Here is an 18,537-nt window from a genome sequence, read left to right as displayed (position 1 = left end):
TTGTTCCGCACTATTTCACTTTTAAAACTTTCTCCTGAGATTCAAGCCACAATCCGGGCAGGGGAAAGTGTTCCTTTCCCAGGGGTATCCCCTTGCTTCATACCAATTTGCCTTCAATCTGAACTTAAGTGCTTGCTGTCTGGTTGGTTGTTGTAGATCGTTTACCAATAAGCTTCCGCTATGTTATGAGATGAGATTAAAGTAGCAAGTAACATTATTGCATAGTGCTTGACAGTGCAAACCAATATCTTATACATATTAACAGGTTTAACAAAATGTTCCGTATTGGTGGGGCACCCAGCGAGTAAATTTCCGTATTCTATTGTTATTATATGATATTTTATTTGTGAGTACTTAAGTTCCGTTCAATAATATAACCTTGTTTGGTAGTAAGCCTGCGCCCGGGTACCCTCTGGGTGCTATCTATGAATTTGAATCGGTATCAAACATAGAACCCCATGTGTTTGTCTGTGTGAATCGAGATTTTTGCAAAAATACCGGATCACTCTTTTATGTCATGCTTGCGCGAGCAACATTCAGTAAATTTAATTACTTCTGGATACCGGTTTTCACCGGTATGACGGCATTTTTAGAGTTTTGCAAAGGTCTTAAAGCGCTATCCCCTTATCCTTTCAAGCGCCTAAAAAATTGTTGCTTCAGTTTAACTATAAGAATTGACAAGGAAAAGACAAAATGTTACAAATATCTCTCGATTTGATTAATGTTTTCATGGTGCTGATATGAAAGAAATTTTAACGGAAAAAGAACAGGAAAAAAAAGAAGCGCTTGAGATATTAAGACACAGCACTTCTCATCTGATGGCTCAGGCTGTGAGGCAGCTTTTTCCTGATGTGAAGGTTGCCATTGGCCCCTCGATAGACACGGGGTTTTATTACGATTTTGATTATGGGCCGGGTTTTATTGATGAAGATCTTATAAAGATCGAAGAACGTATGAAGGAAATTGCGAAAAAGGATGTTCCCATCGAGAGAAGGATGATAAAGAAGGAAGACGCCCTGGATATGTTCAGGAAACAGGGCGAAATATATAAAGTGGAGCTTATCGAAGGCATTGACGACGAAGAAATGAGCATATATACCCAGGATGATTTTATTGACCTGTGCAGGGGGCCTCATCTTCCGTCAACTGGGAAAATAAAGGCCTTTAAGCTTCTAAGCCTTGCCGGTGCATACTGGAGGGGCGACGAAAAGAACAAGATGCTTACAAGGATTTACGGGACAGCCTTCCAGGACGATAAGTCTTTGGCGGATTATCTTCAATTTCTTGAGGAGATAAAAAAGAGAGACCACAGGAGACTTGGGAAGGAGCTTGACCTTTACAGTATATCCGACGAGGTGGGCGCCGGTTTTGTTATATATCACCCCAATGGCGCATTGCTGCGGTACCTCCTTGAAGATTTTGAAAGAAAAGAACATTTGAAAAGAGGTTATCAATTTGTTTACGGGCCCCACATACTCAAGATGGATATGTGGAAGAAGTCGGGACATTATGAAAACTACAGAGAAAATATGTATTTTACCAAGATAGATGATGTTGATTACGGGATCAAGCCCATGAACTGCCTGGCACACATCATGGTATATAAATCTGACATACGGAGCTACAGGGATCTGCCGATCCGGTATTTTGAGCTTGGTACTGTATCGAGGCATGAGAAGTCAGGGGTATTGCATGGGTTGATGAGAGTAAGAGAATTTACGCAGGATGATGCGCATATATTCCTGCGGCAGGATCAGTTGCATAATGAAATACTCAATATTATAAACTTTATACGTGACACGATGAAAATCTTTAATTTTGAATATGAAATGGAGATAAGCACAAGACCTGACAAGTTCATTGGTGCCTTGGAAGACTGGAATAAGGCTGAAACGATATTAAAGGAGGTTCTGGAAGCACAGAATATCCCTTTTGATATAAATGAGGGCGACGGAGCTTTTTACGGGCCTAAAATTGATGTTAAACTTAAGGATGCTATCGGAAGAAAATGGCAGTGTGCTACGATTCAATGCGATTTTGCCTTGCCCGAGAGGTTTGACCTTCATTATGTCGATAGCGACGGCATGAGAAAAAGGCCTGTTATGCTGCACAGGGTTATTCTTGGAGCTATTGAAAGATTTATCGGTGTGCTTATCGAGCATTATGGCGGCAAGTTCCCTGTATGGCTTTCTCCGGTGCAGGTAATAATAATGAATATTACCGATGAACAGTCGGATTATGTTAAGATGATTTACGAAACATTGATTGATCAGGATATAAGGGCGGAACTTGATACGAGGAATGAGAAGCTCGGATTAAAGATACGGGAAGCTATAGTAAAGAAAGTTCCCTATATGGTAATATCAGGCAAGAAAGAGATGGAATCAAATACAATTACCGTAAGGGCAAGAGATGGCAGTGAGTTGAAAGATATAAAATTGGAAGATTTTGTAAAGAGAGTGAAAGAGGATAATATTTCCAGGAGGTGAGCTTTTATAGGAAAAGATAGTGGTGTAAAAGATATAAATATTAACGAGCGGATAAAAGCAAAAGAAGTAAGATTAATTGACGAAGCCGGGACGCAACTTGGTATTGTCCTTACGTCTGAAGCGCTCAGGATGGCAAAAGAACAAGGGTTTGACTTAGTAGAGGTTTCCCCGAAAACAATTCCTCCTGTTTGCAAGATTATGGATTATGGAAAATATAAATACCAGATTGCAAAAAAGTTGCAGGAAGCAAAGAAAAAACAGAGTGTTGTTCAGCTCAAAGAGATGAAATTGGGGCTGAAGATCGATGGACACGACCTTATGTTTAAGATTAAGCATATTAGAGATTTTCTGGGTGAAGAATGCAAAGTGAAGATTATAATCATGTTTAAAGGGAGAGAAGTCTTCCGTACAGACATGGGAGAAAAGCTTGCCCAGAAAATAATAGAAGAGATAAAGGATGTAGGCGAACTTGAACAAAAACCAAAATTTGATGGTAGGAATATCGTGATGGTATTTGCTCCACTATAAGGAGGCTGATTATGCCAAAGCTTAAGTCCCACAGGGGATTGGCAAAAAGGGTAAAGGTAACTGCAAAGGGGAAGATAAAAAGGGGCAAGGCATACCACAGCCATCTTCTTTCTTCTAAATCACCAAAGGAGAAAAGAAGACTTTCCCAGTCTGATACTGTTCATCCCGCAGATATAAAGAGAATAAAATCGTTAGTACCTTATTTATAATAATGAAAGAGGTGTAGAGAAATGCCCAGGGCAAAAAGAGGAGTAAAAGCAAGAAGAAGAAGAAAAAAGATTTTGAAGCTCGCGAGAGGCATGAATGCGAGCAGGCGGACAACATACAGCGTGGCAAAACGTGCAGTATTTAAAGCGTTGAGCTATGCATACCGGGACAGAAGGCAGAGAAAGAGAGATTTCAGGTCATTATGGATAACAAGGATAAATGCTGCATGCAGATCCTATGGCATACCTTATAGCAGGTTTATCAACGGGTTGAAGGCGGCCAATATTTTTTTAAACAGAAAGTCTCTTGCGGAGATGGCTGTTAATGATCCTACCGGGTTTGAGAATGTTGTGGCTAAAGTTAGACAAGTAATGGTTCAATAGACTGCCATTAATATAATAAACAAAATAATTTCGGGTTTCGAACTTCCGGTTATAATCCGTGGCTCATAAAACATAACCCGGATATGGTTTAATATGGACATACAGGAATCTAAAAATAAAATTGAGAGTGAAATCTCTTTCATAAAGACTGTTGATGATCTAAGTAATGCAAGGATCTCCCTTTTAGGCAGAAAGGGTCTTTTTATTGAATTAATAGATAAAATCAAGACACTTGATAAAGACGAGAGGAAGAACTTCGGCAGGGAGATAAACGATCTCAAGGGATGGACCGAAAACAGGTTAAAAGAGTTAAAAGAACATTTTGAAGCCGAAGAAAAACGAAAAAGAGACCTTGCATCCCGGATTGATTTTACGGTACCCGGCAAACGGCCTGTTATCGGTAAAAAACACCCTGTAATGGACACGCTTGATGAAATCATAAAAGTATTTTCATCACTCGGATTTTCTGTAGCCGAAGGCCCGGATATTGAGATCGACTATTATAATTTTGAAGCTCTAAACATCCCGAAAGACCATCCGGCCAGGGATATGCAGGACACTTTTTATATTAAACCCGGTATTGTGCTGAGAACACACACATCGCCTGTTCAGATCAGGACAATGGAATCTCAACTGCCCCCGGTCAAGATTATTGCACCCGGTGCTGTGTACAGGTGTGACAGTGATGTTTCACACACACCCATGTTCCACCAGGTTGAAGGGCTCATGGTAGACAAACACATCAGGTTTTCGGATTTAAAGGGCATATTGAGCATTTTTATTCAGGAGATGTTCGGCAGCAAAACGCTTTTAAGGTTCAGGCCGAGCTATTTTCCTTTTACTGAACCTTCTGCTGAAGTAGATATCGGGTGTGTGATATGCGGGGGTGTCGGCTGCAGGGTTTGTAAAGACACAGGTTGGCTTGAGATACTTGGTTCAGGTATGGTGCACCCGGAGGTATTCAGGATTGTCGGTTATGATCCTGAAGAGGTTACCGGATTTGCCTTTGGTATGGGCGTAGAAAGGATTGCAATGCTGAGGTTCGGCATAGACGATATAAGGCAATTTTATTATAATGATATACGATTTCTTTCACAATTCTGAGGTAACATCTTGAGAATTCCTTATGAATGGTTAAAAGAGTTTGTTGTTATGGATATGGACCCGCACGAGCTTGCCAAAAGGCTTACAATGCGCGGTCTTGAGGTCGAGTCGCTGGAGGAATATATCCCTTCCTTCGATGATGTAATAGTCGGTAAGGTTTTGGCTGTCGAAAAACATCCCCATGCTGACAATTTGTCCTTGTGTAAAGTTGACGTTGGTAAAGATATAGTGTCAATCGTATGTGGTGCAAAGAATGTTGACGCAGGTCAAAATGTACCCGTTGCAATGATTGGCTCACGTCTGGCCGACGGAACGGTTTTAGAGAAAAAAGAGATAAAAGGAATAACTTCTTTGGGTATGCTCTGCTCAGAAAAAGAGCTTGGCCTTACTGATGACCATAGCGGCATATTCATTTTACAGGATGATCTTATAGCAGGCAAGCAGCTTAAAGATATTGAAGATTTCAGAGATTTTATTCTTGATATAAATGTACCCCCAAACAGAGGAGACTGCTCATCCGTTTACGGGATAGCAAGGGAAGTCGGAAGTATCCTGAACCAGAAGGCAAGGATGCTGCCATTTGATTACATTACAGACGAAAAAGATGATATAAACGATCATATTTCACTTGAAGTTCTAAACCTTGACGGGTGCCCCAGGTACGTATTATTGATGTTAAAAGATATAACCATCAATAAGTCTCCTTTTTGGATGAGAAGCAGGATAATGAAATGTGGAATGAGACCGATAAACTCAATTGTCGATGTTACAAACTATGTGATGCTCGAACTCGGACAACCTCTTCATGCATTTGATTACCGGAAGCTGAGAGGCAATAGAATAAGGGTTAAACTTACCGATGCAGGAACCATCTTCCGGACACTTGACGGGGAAGACAGAAAACTTGAAACAGGTGATATACTCATATGCGATGGCGACGGACCTGTTGCAGTTGCAGGTATAATGGGCGGCGAGAATTCCGAGATTGCCCCTGACACAAAGGACGTTGCCCTTGAAAGTGCTTTTTTTAATCCGCTGTTTATAAGGAAAACAGCAAGAAGATTGGGTCTAAAATCAGAGGCTTCGTCGAGATTTGAAAAAGGTATTGATATTGATAATGTTGATTTTGCTGCAAAGAGGGCGGCTTTTTTAATGAACAAGCTCTCCGGTGGAACGATTTTAGGTGGAAGAACTGAAATATACGATAAAAAGGAAATAAAGCAGATTTTTGTAAGTTTAGGGAAAATAAATGATATCCTTGGGGTAACGATAGAACATAAAGATATTGTAAACGCCTTGAGGTCGATAGACTTATACATAACAAAAGAAGAGGAAAACGGTTTTTTGGTTTCAGTGCCCAATTTCAGACATGATATAAATGAATATGTGGATATAATCGAAGAAGTTGCTCGTATATATGGTTATGATTCCATACCGGCAACAACGCCTGTTACAGCTTTAAAGACTCTAAAAAGGGATACAAAAGACCGGCATTTTGCAGTTATGAAAGATTATTTAAGATCAGCCGGTTTTTATGAAGTAATAAATTTTGCATTTTTTTGCGTAAAAGATATAGAAAGTTTTTTAATCCCGCCTGATGACGAAAGGACTTCCTGCATAAAAATATTAAACCCGATATCAAAGGAATATGAGGTGATGAGAACTTTTATTGTTGCCGGATTATTAAAAAATATTGCCTATAATTTAAACAGAGGCTCGAAAAATTTAAAGTTTTATGAGATGGGAAAGGTATTTTTTGAGCATGAAGACGGACTCCCGCTTGAATATCCCGCTATCTGCTTTGCCTTAACAGGAAAGGAAAGGGAATACTTCTGGAGAGAAAAATATATCGATTATGATTTCTTTGACATAAAAGGTATTTTGGAAGGCTCGGCTGCTTTGTTCGGATTGGAATTTACATTTGAAAGAACCCTGGAGCCTTTTTTAAACGCTACTAATGCCGCTGATGTGTTGTTGGATGGTATAAAGATTGGCTGGATCGGGGAAATAAGAGAAGAAGTTTTAAAGTCATACGAAATTGAACAAAAAGTTTATGGAGCTGAATTAAGGTTTGACATAATTTTAAAAACTGGTAAAATTGAACCAAAGTACAAACCTATGCCAAGATACCCAAATGTAACAAGAGACTTTTCGTTTTACGTGGATGATGAAACACATGTATCCATGTTAATTGATAAGATTAAAAAGGTTTCACCCTTGATACAATCGGTCGGTGTTTTTGATATGTTCAAAAAAGAGATGAAAAGCATATCATTCCGCGTAGTATTCCAGTCTTATAAAGACACATTGAAGGACGAAGAGGTCAACGATTTACAGAGAGTTATTATACAAGAGCTTACGGCTATAGACGGTATTACATTGAGGACTTAAGGAGGGTATATGACAAAGTCGGAAATAGTTACAAACGTATATGAAAGGCTTGGCCTTTCGAAACGTGAATGCGCAGATCTGGTTGACTTGTTTTTTGAGATCATAAAGGAAACATTGGCAAAGGGAGAGAATGTCAAGGTTTCAGGATTTGGTAATTTTATCATAAAACAGAAGAGGTCACGAAGAGGGAGAAATCCTCAGACCGGGGATGAGATTGAAATAAGTAAAAGGAAGGTTTTAAATTACAGGCTTAGCCAGGTTTTAAAAGATGAGATAAACAGTAAATAAAGTAAATGACGTCGAATATCCCTGACAGGATGTTTTACAGGATAAAAGAGGTGTGTAACATTACAGGCCTCAAGCCACACGTGTTGAGATACTGGGAACAGGAATTCAAGGATATAAAACCTTCAAAAAGTGCTAACGGGCAAAGGTTGTATAAGAAAAAAGATCTTAATGCAATATTCACTATAAAGAAACTTTTATATGAAAGAAAGTTTACCATTGATGGAGCAAAAAAGTTCATGTCTACCAGAAAGAACATTTTGGATGAGATACGGGAAGAACTGACAGAAATAGCAGAAATATTAAAAGAAAGAGGCTGATATGAAGAAGGTAGTATTGGTTTGTCTATTGAGTTTTCTCTATTCCTGCGCTGCCGGTCCGATTTACATGGCCACAAACCAGGCAGAAAGCATGAAAACTTCGTATGATGATGCGAAGTTGAAGAAGCTTTATGCGGAGAACGAGAGTCTGCTGAAAGGGATTTACCTCAGGCTTAGTAGTTCCAATGTGAATATTTATAAAGAGGGTATAGGCCTGACAATACTTAATGATGATAAAAATGAAAAACTCCATTATATAATGATGAATATCAGACCTTCTGAAATTGTTTTTAATGAAAGTACAACAAAACCCGAGCAGAGATTTTCCAGTGTGATCGGGACTTACTTTCCTAAATATTTGAACTATATAAAAAAGGAAGACCTAAACAGGGATGACATAGAAGGATTGGCTCTCGGAATATACTGGCCGGTCAGGGATCTCTCACAATGTAATCAATACGGAGGATTTATTGAATATATCCACATATATTTTACCAGAGAAGATGTATTTGATCTTCTTGATAAAAGAAAGACTTTTGTGGAAGTGGTTAATGATTCTGAAGTTATCACAAGCCTTAATCTACAGCCTGCAAAAAGTGTAAGACCGTCATTTTAGTTTCTATCCTTGTCTGTGTTTAAAGCCTTCGCGGTTTACTGCGAAGGCTTTTTGTTTTTTGAATAAAGTATCTTTACCTGCAATATGGTGTTGAAGGAGATGCTATATGGGTATTCCATTGCCCTTGCCTATGTCTAACGATGGAAAGGGGGTAGGGGTAAATGAAAGCAGAAATATTATAAGTATAACGAAAGCTATAATTTTTCTTTTATCGTCAAGTTCGGTTTCAGCGTCAAAGGGTTGCGGGTGACGCATACCGAAAAAAAGAAGAATAATGACGAGTGTCAGCCATCCGGGGTTATAGAAAATTGAAAATACCCCGAGTACAACGATGGTTGTGCCAAAGACCCATTTGCTTTTTTCTCCGAACACTGCATAGACAATATGACCACCATCAAGTTGCCCAACAGGTAAAAGATTCAGTGCCGTCACAAACATGCCTACCCATCCTGCATAACCAAAAGGATGCAGGACAAGGTCAGAACCTTTCGGTATATCTCCTATCAACAACTGCTGAACAATCTTGAAGATTAAGGGGTCGCCGAGTTGAAGGTATGATGTATTGCCAGTCACGGATTGGATTGTGGATAACTTAATGCCTAAAATTATGAATGGCACAGACACGACGAAACCTGATAATGGCCCTGCTACCCCGATGTCAAATAAAACCTTTTTGTTGATAAAAACGCCTTTGATCCTTATTATTGCTCCAAATGTGCCAAAAGGGGAAAGGGGAAAAGGTAAAAAATAAGGTAGAGTTGCCGGTATGCCGTATTTCCTGCTCATAAAATAGTGACCCATTTCGTGTGCAAGCAGGATAGATATAATTGATAAGCTATATAGCGGTCCTCCAACAAGGTATGTAGATGCGATGGTGAGCAAAAAAAGTATTATTTGGATCACTTATGCCTCTAATAAACCATGTTCCAGACGTATGCGATCTTGTTTAGTGCCGCTTTTTATTTTGGTGTCAAAATGCATAAGCATATTGAAAAAGGATAGCAGGTCCTTTTTTTTAAACCGTTGACTTGTTTTTGATAGCTTATATGCATAAAAAGGCTTCTGATAAAGGAGGTACAGTTTTTTCTCAAGCGGTGTCATCTCAATGCTTTCTTTCCATTTATTGAATATTTTTGAGAAAGCAGGGTATTCGTGACTTACTTTTAGGATTTCCTCCATATCTTTTGCCTGAAGCATTAATCTCGCCTGTTTTACTAAAAAGCCTTGAATTGCGAGTATATTCATTCCGCTCGATAAAAGCGTTTCTAATGTGTTCAGCATCTCTTTTTTATCGGTCCGTGCTATGACATCAAAAAAATTCAGCAAGTTTTCTTCGTGTGTATCGGTTACGATAGATCTAACGTCGCCTGATTTTATCTCTTTTTTAACGCCAACGTAATTTATGAGCTTCATCAACTCTGATTCGAGCATTGATTCATCTGCAACCCTCTCTCTGAAAAGTTTGAACCCTTTGTCTGTCATTACTTTATTATATTTTTTAAGCAAAGCGAGCACTCTATCCTTAAACCGTTTTTCCTTATCTTTTTTAATAATAATTGTTGTACATTCAATCGGGCTTTGAGTATAGGATGGAGCAGCCGTCAAATATATGATGATGTGCATCTTTTCTTTCAGTAACAATAATTGTCCTTTTATCTCTTCCAGAAGTTCTGTTTCAGGGTCCAAAAGCACCAGTACTGTATTTTTCTCAAAAAAAAGCCCGGACGATTTTTCTATCACTTTATCTTTTATATCTTTCTTTGTAACAATAAGAATTTCAGGGTTATCTATAAGTTTTTCTGAAAAAACACGGATGTCTTCCGTTATATTTTCCTTTGTTCCTATAATTGTCGTGATGTTGCTCATACGGCTTAGGATACTATAATATGCGGTATTTTTCAATTGACATAAATAGTCACATCTAATAAGATGCTTTGTATGAAAGATTTTTTCAAAGATATGTTTTTAGATTTATATGAATATTTTACGGAAATCTTCCTTAACATACTCGTCATGGTTATTGTTATGATAGGGGGGTTTATCATAAGCTGGTTTATAAAAAAGCTTTTTGGCAAGCTCCTGATTTTATTTAGATTTGATAAATGGGCAAACGATGTCGGTATTGTTAATTTATTGGAAAAAGGCGGGGTTAAAACACTCCCTTCCGTAATACTAAGTAAGATTGTATATTGGATATTTATCATTGCTTTCTTCTCTTTCGGCTTGAATTTTATAGGCATATCACAATTTACCGAATATGCTACAAGAGTTTCGAGTGCCTTGCCCCATATAGTGGTATCTCTTTTTATTATTATAATGGGAATTATTTTCAGTAATTTTATCAGCAGGGTAATTCTTATGACATGCGAAAACTCAGACATAAAATATGGTGACCTGATAGCAAAAGTAACGAGGATATTTCTGATCATTATTACATTTGGCATTGTATTTGAGTATATAGGTGTAGGGAATACCATTATAACAATCAGCTTTCTGATAATATTCGGAGGAATTATTCTGGCGCTTTCTCTTGCGCTGGGCATAGGGTTAAGCAATGTTGTAGGGGATTTAATAAGGGAAAGAGTAAAATCGAAAAAAAAAAAAAAAAAGGAATAGTTTAACTGCCCAGGAAAAACCTTCTAAACCAGTTCAAGGACAGGTTGATCGCCTTTTCTCTGTGTGATAAATTTGAAAATATATGATCAGCACCCTTTATAATCTCAAGCTTTTTCGGCTTTTTCAGGCATTTGTATATTGATTTTCCCTCGGAACAGGGAACAGTTTCATCTATTTCTCCATGTACTACCAATACACAGGATACTTTCGCTGCCTCTGACAGCAGATTGTAGGTCAGAAAATCCGTATAAATAGATTCATTAAACTCAATGTCGGATATCCTGCCATCCTCTTTCTTTTCTAATCTGTACGGTGTCGCCCACAGTGTTATACATTTAATTCTCTTATCTCTTGCTGCTTTTATAATGCACGTAGATCCGCCAAAGCTGCTGCCCAGAATACCAATTTTATCCGCATCAACGAGGCTATGATTGACAACGTATTCCGTAATTGCATTAAGATTCCCGACCCTTGTAGTAAGCGTTGTTTCTTCTATATTCCCTCCGCTTTCTCCGCAACCATGGTAATCAAACCTGCAGGATGCTATTCCTGCGTTGTTCAGACTTTCTGACAGCGCAATATATTTCGAGCTTTCCTTTGAGCTGATAAGTCCGTGCGAAAGGATGACGCAAGGGTATTTTTTGTCGCCATCAGGGGCAGTCATAATACCGGAGATTTTGTTGTTCAAAACATCTATTTCAAAGCCTTCTGTCATTATTCCATTTCCTTGAAGTTAGCCAAGCAAGATTCAAGACTTATAAGGTTTACCACATCTTCCCCGTTGTATTCAAGGAGAAGATTAAGTGCCTCGCTGCTCCCATGTCTTGTGTAGTTTTCCCAAAGCTTGATAGCGTGATAACCGTTCATCCCCTCTGTTTTTCTTGCTATTCCAAACCTCTTCTCAAGCTCTTTTAACCCGCCCTTGATCCCCAATCTCCTTTTTTCCTTAAAAAGATCGAGCGATTTATGGGTTGTTTTTAAATCGAGATGTAATTTTTTCTTTATGAAAGGCAGGTCAAAGCTGTCGCCGTTGAATGTTACAATTGTCTTTGTTTCGCAAATTAGTATTTCGACATTTTCTGTGGTGATATTATCACCGTACAGTTGTAGAAGACCCTTTTGCTTGGTATATATGCCTATTACGGATATATTGCCCCATCTGTCTGTTTCTATATCAAGATAAGCTTTCAAGATATATTATGTCCTTAGTGTAACGATTCCTATTATACCGGCAGAAAAAAAGATAATATTTGAAAACCATGCAGCAAAAATAGGAGGAAATATTGAATGTCCGAATGATAACGAAATATAATGAAAGAGGAAGTATAGTACGCCAAGACATATACCCGTAAATATCCCCATAGATATATGTTTTGTCTTGGTATATCTTAAACCGACAGAGAATGCAGCAAATACCATTATCAGGTTAATGAAGGGAAATGCTATCTTGTCATATAGGTCAACAAGATATCTTCGAACATCATGCCCGTCCGCTCTAAGCCTTTTTATATAACTTGAAAGTTCTCGATAGCCCATTTCTTCAGGGCCTTTTTCCATCACTTTGAATACTGAAGGCGGTTCTCTTATAATACCTTTTAAATGTGTATATTTTTTTACTGATTTTATGCCCTTATCATCAAATGCCCTTTCGACTACATCAGTAAAGACCCATGAATCGTTTTTCCATATACCTTCCTTGGCATCTATCCTTTTTTTAATAGTGTATGCGTCGGATAGCTCAATTACAGTGAGCCCTTTTATTATATCCTTTTTAACATCAATAAAGTCTATGTTGTTTATAACATTATCCCTTTTAAACCATATCCTGCCATTTTTAAAGAATACATATGGTTCTTCTTTTTTTATCTTTATTCTATAAATGTATTCCGATTTATTTAAGGCCACAGGGATAATCCATTCTGACAGGATAAACGAAAACATTATAAGTACTATGGAAAGAGAAATAAGCGGCTTCATAATCATGATTGTACTTATGCCGGATGTCCTGACGATAACCATTTCATTGTTCCTGATCATTAATATGAGGAGAATTAATATTGAGATGAGGAATGTTAACGGCAATATAAGGTTGAAGCAATAGGGGATTTTGAGGCACAGGTAAAAAATGCTTAAAATGAAATTTTTAAAGGATGATGTAAAGATATCCATATGCTCAAAAAACTCAATCGTTATGAACAATACGAGTCCGGCAAACTCTGTGATCAATAATATTTTTAAAACATTTGAAACTAAGTATCTATTTAGCCTTTTCAAGATAATATCCCCATAGATATTTTAGTTTTTGTGAAATACCTGTGTATTCTTCAGAATTCAAATGTTTTAAAAGATTAAAGCCTATAGAAATTATTATTATATTTGGTATGCAGGATGTAAGTATTGCCGGCAGTTGCATTGCTTTTCCGACATTTTCAGTAAAAGCCATCAGGATATAATAAAAAATGAATAATAACAGACTGTATATAATGCCGGAAAACTTGCCTTCTATCCTCCGTCTCACACCCAGGGGTATTGTGAGAAATATAAAAGCTAATGATGAGAGAGGGATTGAGAATTTTTTGTAGATTTCAAGAAGCAGATCATATCTATCCGACGGGCTTGCGCTTGAAAGAGACTGTCTTAATTCTTTTATGTCCATCTCATATGGTCTTTTTCTTAAAGACACGTTGCCCGGCAACATATTAGTAAGATTTATGGAAAATGAATAATTTTTAAAAGAAAGATTTCTATAGACATCATTTATCTTTTCCCATCTGTGCAAACTCCCTTCTTCCAGCACAAAAAAAAGGTCAAGAGATGCGGGGTCGTAATTTATAAAACCTTTATCAGCCGATATCATCTGTTTGACGTCCTTGTCTCTGTCATCGGAAACAACAATTCCTGAAAGTGATTTATTCTTTGTATCAACTTTATCGATATAGATGACTACGCCGGATATTGTATCATTGAAAACCCCTTCCTTGTCGTCTACAGATATACCTTTTTTTACAACATTGAGCAACGCCGCCCTGAATAACTCGCCGCTTTTCGGCAGTAGTATATTTGTGTTTATCAGCCCTGCAATGGTAATTATCATACCAATGGCAACTATCGGATAAAAAAGGCATTTTAAATCTATGCCACTTGCTTTTAAAGCAAGTATCTCATTTTCTGTTGATAGTCTCCCAAGCACAACAATAGTTGATAACAGAAAAGCCATGGGTAGGGTAAAGGCGAGAAAAGGCGGAGAAGAATAGATAATTAAAAAGATAATATCCTTCAGGTCGACCCCTCTGTTTATGACAAGGTCCGCTATTCTCCCCATTTTACTCATTATGAGTATAAAGGTCAGTATGCCGAGAGCTAAGCAAAGTATGTATGCAAGCTCTTTAAACAGATACAGATAGAATTTGTTTTGCAGATTCCCGATGAATTTCATTTTATAAATTAACATCGGAAAGACCCTCTGTAGTCTATTCATAGCGGTTTTGCATGAGTTTAAAGTGTAATTGTTTCTTTTCCACATCGGCAAGCACTACTTTGACCCATACCTTGTCGCCTATACGGTAAATCTTTTTGGTCCGTCTGCCGATGAGCCGGAACTTTTCTTCTTGAAAAAGATAGTAGTCGTCGTAGAGATCGGTGAGAAGTACCAATCCTTCGACAAACAAATCAAAGAGTTCAACAAAGAAACCAAAGGAAGTAATATGAGAGATTATACCGTTATACACCTCGCCAATTTTATCCTTCATGAATAAAATCCTTATCCTGTCTTCACTTTCCCTCTCCGATTCCATCGCAAGCCTTTCTCTTTCCGACAGGTGTGTTGCCATACTGTCAAGCTCATGTTGGTTGTAAATGATAGGGCTGCCATTTATAGCATTTTTGAGAGATCTATGGCATATAAGATCGGGATACCTTCTAATCGGCGATGTAAAATGCAGGTAACAATCAGATGCAAGGCCAAAGTGCCCTTTATTGGAAGAAGCATATTTTGCCTGTTTCATAGATTTTAGGAGAACTCTATTTATGAGATATTCGTAATCTGAACCCTTGACCTGATTAAGTATGGATTGAAAGCCCAGGCTGCTTTTCTGTTTTATGCTATAATTTCCTGTTAGTGCATGCAAAAGCCTTTCGAATTCGTACAGCTTCTCGCGTTCAGGGGGTTCGTGTACCCTGTATATGGCGGGTATATTGCTTTGTGACAAAAATTGTGCTACAGCCTCGTTTGCTGCAATCATAAATTCTTCAATAATTCTTTGAGAAAACAGTCTTTCACTTCTCAATATGCTGGTGATTCCCCCTTCTATATCCAGAGTAACCTCCGGCTCAGGCAAATCAAAATCGAGATTGCCCCTTCTTTCTCTCTTTTCTGCCAATAATGTTGCAAGCTCTTTCATCCATTCAAGTTCGGACAGTACATCTTTTACCTCTTTCCTTGCCTTCAGGTCTTTATTTACTATAGCGGCTTCTACTTTATTGTACGTGAGCCTCATCATACTCTTAATGATTGATTGATGAAAAGAACTCTGAAGCAAATCTCCGTGGTTATTGTAGTTAAGCCTGACGGTAAGAGACAGCCTGTCCTCCTGAGGGTTTAAGCTGCATATAACATTGGACAATATTTTCGGAAGCATGGGAATAACGGTTTTGGGGAAGTATATGCTGGTTCCCCTTTCGAAGGCTTCATTGTCAAGGCTTGTACCAGGTAAAACATAATAAGAAACATCTGCTATTGAGACATATAAGGTATACCCTTTTTTTGATTTTTCCACGCAGACTGCGTCATCAAAGTCTTTTGCAAATTCTCCATCTATGGTGATATGTTTCAGGCTTCTGAGATCAACCCTTTTTTGGTTTTGATCGTATACTGCAAGTTGTTTTGCCTCTGCCTCTGTATTTTTTTTAAACTTTAAAGGAAGGCCGTGTTTATACCTGATAAACTGAGTTATCGTGCTTATGTCGTTAAGTCCTTTAAAAACCTTTATTATGCTGCATTCCGGGCTTCTACCCTCCTCGGGGAATCTTGTAATACGGGCTGCTGCGAGATCGTCATTGCTGATATGCGCTTTAAACGGTTTCTTAGAAATAATGAAATTGTGTCTTATCCTCTCATCATCAGGGATCATGCTTAGTTTATCTTTGTCTATTCTTATAAACCCCGTTATGTTCTTGATGCGCCTTTCCGTAATTTTAATGATTTTTCCTTCTTTTTTACCTTTTATCGTGTGTTCAATCCTTGCAATAACCTTATCTCCATGGAAGGCGTTTTCCATAAATCTTGCGGGTATGAATATGTCGTCCATGCCTTTTTCTTTTTTCTTATCGGGTATCAGGAATCCGTTTCCGCTTCTTGTGCAAAACAATGTTCCTGTCTGGAGGTTCATCTCATAGGGTATGCCGTATCTTTTGTTTTTAAGTTTGATTATTGAGCCCTCTTTGAGCATACTGTTCAAGGTGGCTTTTAATACTTTCCTGTCCTTCCTGTTGGAATGAAGATTTTTTTCGAGTTCGCTGAATCCCATAGGTTTTTTCCCCAGCTTAAAAACCTTCAGCAGAAAATCTTTTGTTATTGGAGTAATGGAGAGTTCTTTTTTCATATATTCCAAGGTAATACAAAATGATATTTGCAACAATTTTTGTGAATTAGCATACCCTTGCGGACTTTCTTGATGAAAACCATTCGCTGTTGGTCATCATAGCATTAAAATGGCGGAGAGGCAGGGATTTGAACCCTGTTTATGGCGGAGAGGCAGGGATTTGAACCCTGTTTCCGTCAAGCCAGTATTGGGTTAACGAGTAACTTACTGGCGTTTTACTGGTGGTCACTGGCACCCCTTGTCCTCGCTTGTTCTATCGATATCACATTATCCAATTTTCTAAACACGTCCACTACATTAAGCTTAGCATATTTTTCAGTCATTTTCTGTGAAGAATGTCCAAACCATTGTTGTAGCCACTGGATAGGCACTCCTTTATTTACCTGTTCAGTCCCAAAGCTATGTTTGGTGGCCTCGTACAATCCAATGTCAATATTTGTGTTGTTGGCCTCGTTAAAATCTTTTAAAGCCTGACGGTATATTTTGTTGAGAAAAGGCTTGCTATATGGTCTCTTAACCTTCACGCCATGTGTGAACACAAAAGAGAGAGGGTGAACCTGTGGGATTAATGCTCGAGGTTCAGGGTAAATGTAGTTGAATCTTACATTTTTGGTCTTTGTATGCTCCATTAGAATGTTATCGCTGAAGGTTCTCTTATACTTCACGGTGTCTTGTGGCTCCATTCCGTCAAGAATACAGTCGCCTTTGAGCGCCCGTACTTCTCCTGGTCTGCACCCTTGATAAAACAACCATGTAAAAATAGGTTTATGTTCATCAGGGATAAAAGCAAGTATCTTGATCTGCACATCTCGTGAAATGGTCTTCGGGTCATGCTCAGGCACTTCTATCGTGTCGGGAAACTCCGGTAACTCTAAGATATATTTTTTCTTTCTAAGCCAATTAAAAAAGCTTTGCAGGCATTCCATAACGTTCTTCTTGTACTTAAGGGAAATAGGGTCGCCATTGGCCTTACGATACGCCGAGAGATAGGTTGAGTGCTCATCAAGGTTGAGTATCTCCCTTACGTCGTGTCCCTCGTAGCAGGGCATAAAAAAACGGTTTATGTATGTGGGTAATTCAGACACATAAGTGGGCGATCGTCTCCCCTCTTTCAACAAGTCTTCTTTAGAGTCTTGCCATTTTGACAAGAGAACCTCGAAAAGATAGTTGATTTTAACCCTGCTTTTCCATCTCTTTGGATCGAACCGTTTGTTTCGTTTCTCTGTTTCTGCCTGATTCAGGAGTGCGTAAGCTTGGGCAAAGGTTGTTAACGTTTCCCCGTCAAGATTTGTTGCTCTGCGAATACGTTCTCCTTTGAAGTAGACAGTGACAAGAAATCTCTTGGCCTCTGTTTTGTGTTCCATGCATACGAAAGCCAGTTTCCGTGCATCAAAGCGGAAAGATTTCTTGCACATGGGACACTTGCCCTCTGGAGATATTCCCTTCATATCAAATCCAAGGGCATTATATATTGAAGGTTGAGACATAGTCAAGAGTTCAATCCGTGAAGCTTTTAGTCATTGAAAGGTTATTGTTCATATTTTGTACCCCTTTTGAAACAGTTATTTTTCTCAGGTTAAAAATCCTTTTGTTGTATTGGTTACGATATGCTTCTACCAGATCTAATATTTTGCTATCGCTTGTAGACAGTTTCTGACATTTTGATAGCCAGAACGCAACACCCCCTTGATGAAGGGAAAGTATCTCTTTGTCATCAGTTGTCCAGGCGGTTTTACCTGAATTCTTTGCAAGATTAAGCGCAACGCGACCATGGTGGAGGGAGAGTATCTCTTTGTCATCGGTTGTCCAGCCGTTTTTATCTGAATTCTTTGCAAGATCCAATGCAATAGTGTTGCTGTTACTGTATTTTTGTAGCATAAGTATCTCTTTGTCATCGGTGGTCCAACCAGTTTTAACCGAATTGCCTGCAAGTTCAAGCGCAACTTCCCCCTGGAAAAGTTTAAATATCTCTTTGTCATCAGTTGTCCAGCCGTTTTT

General features: G+C 38.5%; 18 protein-coding genes and 1 pseudogene. 10 read left to right on the top strand and 9 right to left on the bottom strand.

The annotated features are described in order from the left end of the window. The first annotated feature begins 746 nt into the window (after positions 1-746). From thrS to NT178_10140, 9 genes and pseudogenes are all read left to right on the top strand, one after another. Positions 747-2,489, top strand: a pseudogene (thrS, locus tag NT178_10180) (threonine--tRNA ligase). Positions 2,490-2,522: 33 nt separating this feature from the next. Then, positions 2,523-3,017: a translation initiation factor IF-3 gene (gene infC / locus NT178_10175; GenBank protein ID MCX5812894.1), complete on the top strand. Its 495-nt coding sequence runs from the start codon at positions 2,523-2,525 to the stop codon at positions 3,015-3,017. An 11-nt stretch (positions 3,018-3,028) separates the two neighbouring features. Further along, a complete protein-coding gene (gene rpmI / locus NT178_10170) occupies positions 3,029-3,226 on the top strand; it encodes a 50S ribosomal protein L35 (protein MCX5812893.1) in 198 nt (65 codons plus the stop codon). A gap of 21 nt (positions 3,227-3,247) precedes the next feature. Further along, positions 3,248-3,607 carry a 50S ribosomal protein L20 gene (gene rplT, locus NT178_10165; GenBank protein ID MCX5812892.1) on the top strand — a complete coding sequence of 120 codons (360 nt, stop codon included), beginning with the start codon at positions 3,248-3,250 and terminating at the stop codon, positions 3,605-3,607. A gap of 93 nt (positions 3,608-3,700) precedes the next feature. Continuing rightward, positions 3,701-4,711 carry a phenylalanine--tRNA ligase subunit alpha gene (gene pheS, locus NT178_10160; GenBank protein MCX5812891.1) on the top strand — a complete coding sequence of 337 codons (1,011 nt, stop codon included), beginning with the start codon at positions 3,701-3,703 and terminating at the stop codon, positions 4,709-4,711. Between the two features lie 9 nt (positions 4,712-4,720). Then, entirely contained in the window at positions 4,721-7,102 is a 2,382-nt protein-coding gene (gene pheT / locus NT178_10155; protein MCX5812890.1) for a phenylalanine--tRNA ligase subunit beta, read from the top strand. A gap of 9 nt (positions 7,103-7,111) precedes the next feature. Next, a complete protein-coding gene (locus NT178_10150) occupies positions 7,112-7,390 on the top strand; it encodes an integration host factor subunit alpha (protein ID MCX5812889.1) in 279 nt (92 codons plus the stop codon). Between the two features lie 5 nt (positions 7,391-7,395). Continuing rightward, positions 7,396-7,707 carry a MerR family transcriptional regulator gene (locus tag NT178_10145; GenBank protein MCX5812888.1) on the top strand — a complete coding sequence of 104 codons (312 nt, stop codon included), beginning with the start codon at positions 7,396-7,398 and terminating at the stop codon, positions 7,705-7,707. Between the two features lies 1 nt (position 7,708). After that, the gene (locus NT178_10140; protein MCX5812887.1) at positions 7,709-8,323 is read left to right on the top strand and encodes a hypothetical protein; all 615 of its coding nucleotides are present in this window, start codon (positions 7,709-7,711) and stop codon (positions 8,321-8,323) included. Positions 8,324-8,425: 102 nt separating this feature from the next. On the opposite strand, the gene NT178_10135 is transcribed toward NT178_10140, so the two are convergent. Then, positions 8,426-9,226, bottom strand: a complete 801-nt coding sequence (locus NT178_10135) for a site-2 protease family protein (protein MCX5812886.1) — start codon at positions 9,224-9,226, stop codon at positions 8,426-8,428. Further along, positions 9,227-10,189 (bottom strand): hypothetical protein, encoded by a 963-nt coding sequence (locus tag NT178_10130; GenBank protein MCX5812885.1) that lies wholly within the window; start codon positions 10,187-10,189, stop codon positions 9,227-9,229. It abuts the gene before it with no gap. Positions 10,190-10,261: 72 nt separating this feature from the next. Here NT178_10130 and NT178_10125 point away from each other — a divergent pair, with 72 nt between their 5' ends. Continuing rightward, positions 10,262-10,939 carry a hypothetical protein gene (locus NT178_10125; protein MCX5812884.1) on the top strand — a complete coding sequence of 226 codons (678 nt, stop codon included), beginning with the start codon at positions 10,262-10,264 and terminating at the stop codon, positions 10,937-10,939. 1 nt (position 10,940) lies between these two features. Here the strand turns inward: NT178_10125 and NT178_10120 are convergent, their stop codons facing one another. The 7 genes from NT178_10120 to NT178_10090 all read right to left on the bottom strand — a co-directional run. Then, positions 10,941-11,654, bottom strand: a complete 714-nt coding sequence (locus NT178_10120) for an alpha/beta fold hydrolase (GenBank protein ID MCX5812883.1) — start codon at positions 11,652-11,654, stop codon at positions 10,941-10,943. After that, the gene (locus NT178_10115) at positions 11,654-12,130 is read right to left on the bottom strand and encodes a ribonuclease H-like domain-containing protein (GenBank protein MCX5812882.1); all 477 of its coding nucleotides are present in this window, start codon (positions 12,128-12,130) and stop codon (positions 11,654-11,656) included. Before NT178_10115 ends, NT178_10120 begins: the two co-directional genes overlap by 1 nt. Positions 12,131-12,136: 6 nt before the next feature. Continuing rightward, positions 12,137-13,213, bottom strand: coding sequence for an LptF/LptG family permease (locus NT178_10110; protein ID MCX5812881.1), 1,077 nt, complete (start codon positions 13,211-13,213; stop codon positions 12,137-12,139). Further along, entirely contained in the window at positions 13,197-14,390 is a 1,194-nt protein-coding gene (locus NT178_10105) for an LptF/LptG family permease (GenBank protein ID MCX5812880.1), read from the bottom strand. Before NT178_10105 ends, NT178_10110 begins: the two co-directional genes overlap by 17 nt. A 19-nt stretch (positions 14,391-14,409) precedes the next feature. Further along, a complete protein-coding gene (rnr, locus tag NT178_10100) occupies positions 14,410-16,539 on the bottom strand; it encodes a ribonuclease R (GenBank protein ID MCX5812879.1) in 2,130 nt (709 codons plus the stop codon). 215 nt (positions 16,540-16,754) lie between these two features. Then, positions 16,755-18,026, bottom strand: coding sequence for a site-specific integrase (locus tag NT178_10095; GenBank protein MCX5812878.1), 1,272 nt, complete (start codon positions 18,024-18,026; stop codon positions 16,755-16,757). A gap of 10 nt (positions 18,027-18,036) precedes the next feature. Continuing rightward, a partial coding sequence (locus tag NT178_10090; protein ID MCX5812877.1) for a hypothetical protein occupies positions 18,037-18,537 on the bottom strand: 501 nt, incomplete at its 5' end.

The sequence above is a fragment of the Pseudomonadota bacterium genome (assembly GCA_026388255.1).
Classification (GTDB): domain Bacteria; phylum Desulfobacterota; class Syntrophorhabdia; order Syntrophorhabdales; family Syntrophorhabdaceae; genus JAPLKB01.
Note: the sequence above shows the minus strand (reverse complement) of the source record. Positions and strands in the feature narration are given on the sequence as shown.

Excerpts from the sequence above, each read along its gene's own strand:
- rpmI (MCX5812893.1), top strand. The coding sequence starts at position 3,029 with ATGCCAAAGCTTAAGTCCCACAGGGGATTGGCAAAAAGGGTAAAGGTA.
- rplT (MCX5812892.1), top strand. The coding sequence starts at position 3,248 with ATGCCCAGGGCAAAAAGAGGAGTAAAAGCAAGAAGAAGAAGAAAAAAG.
- pheS (MCX5812891.1), top strand. The coding sequence starts at position 3,701 with ATGGACATACAGGAATCTAAAAATAAAATTGAGAGTGAAATCTCTTTC.
- NT178_10150 (MCX5812889.1), top strand. The coding sequence starts at position 7,112 with ATGACAAAGTCGGAAATAGTTACAAACGTATATGAAAGGCTTGGCCTT.
- NT178_10145 (MCX5812888.1), top strand. The coding sequence starts at position 7,396 with ATGACGTCGAATATCCCTGACAGGATGTTTTACAGGATAAAAGAGGTG.
- NT178_10140 (MCX5812887.1), top strand. The coding sequence starts at position 7,709 with ATGAAGAAGGTAGTATTGGTTTGTCTATTGAGTTTTCTCTATTCCTGC.
- NT178_10130 (MCX5812885.1), bottom strand. The coding sequence starts at position 10,189 with ATGAGCAACATCACGACAATTATAGGAACAAAGGAAAATATAACGGAA.
- NT178_10125 (MCX5812884.1), top strand. The coding sequence starts at position 10,262 with ATGAAAGATTTTTTCAAAGATATGTTTTTAGATTTATATGAATATTTT.
- NT178_10120 (MCX5812883.1), bottom strand. The coding sequence starts at position 11,654 with ATGACAGAAGGCTTTGAAATAGATGTTTTGAACAACAAAATCTCCGGT.
- NT178_10105 (MCX5812880.1), bottom strand. The coding sequence starts at position 14,390 with ATGTTAATTTATAAAATGAAATTCATCGGGAATCTGCAAAACAAATTC.
- rnr (MCX5812879.1), bottom strand. The coding sequence starts at position 16,539 with ATGAAAAAAGAACTCTCCATTACTCCAATAACAAAAGATTTTCTGCTG.
- NT178_10095 (MCX5812878.1), bottom strand. The coding sequence starts at position 18,026 with ATGTCTCAACCTTCAATATATAATGCCCTTGGATTTGATATGAAGGGA.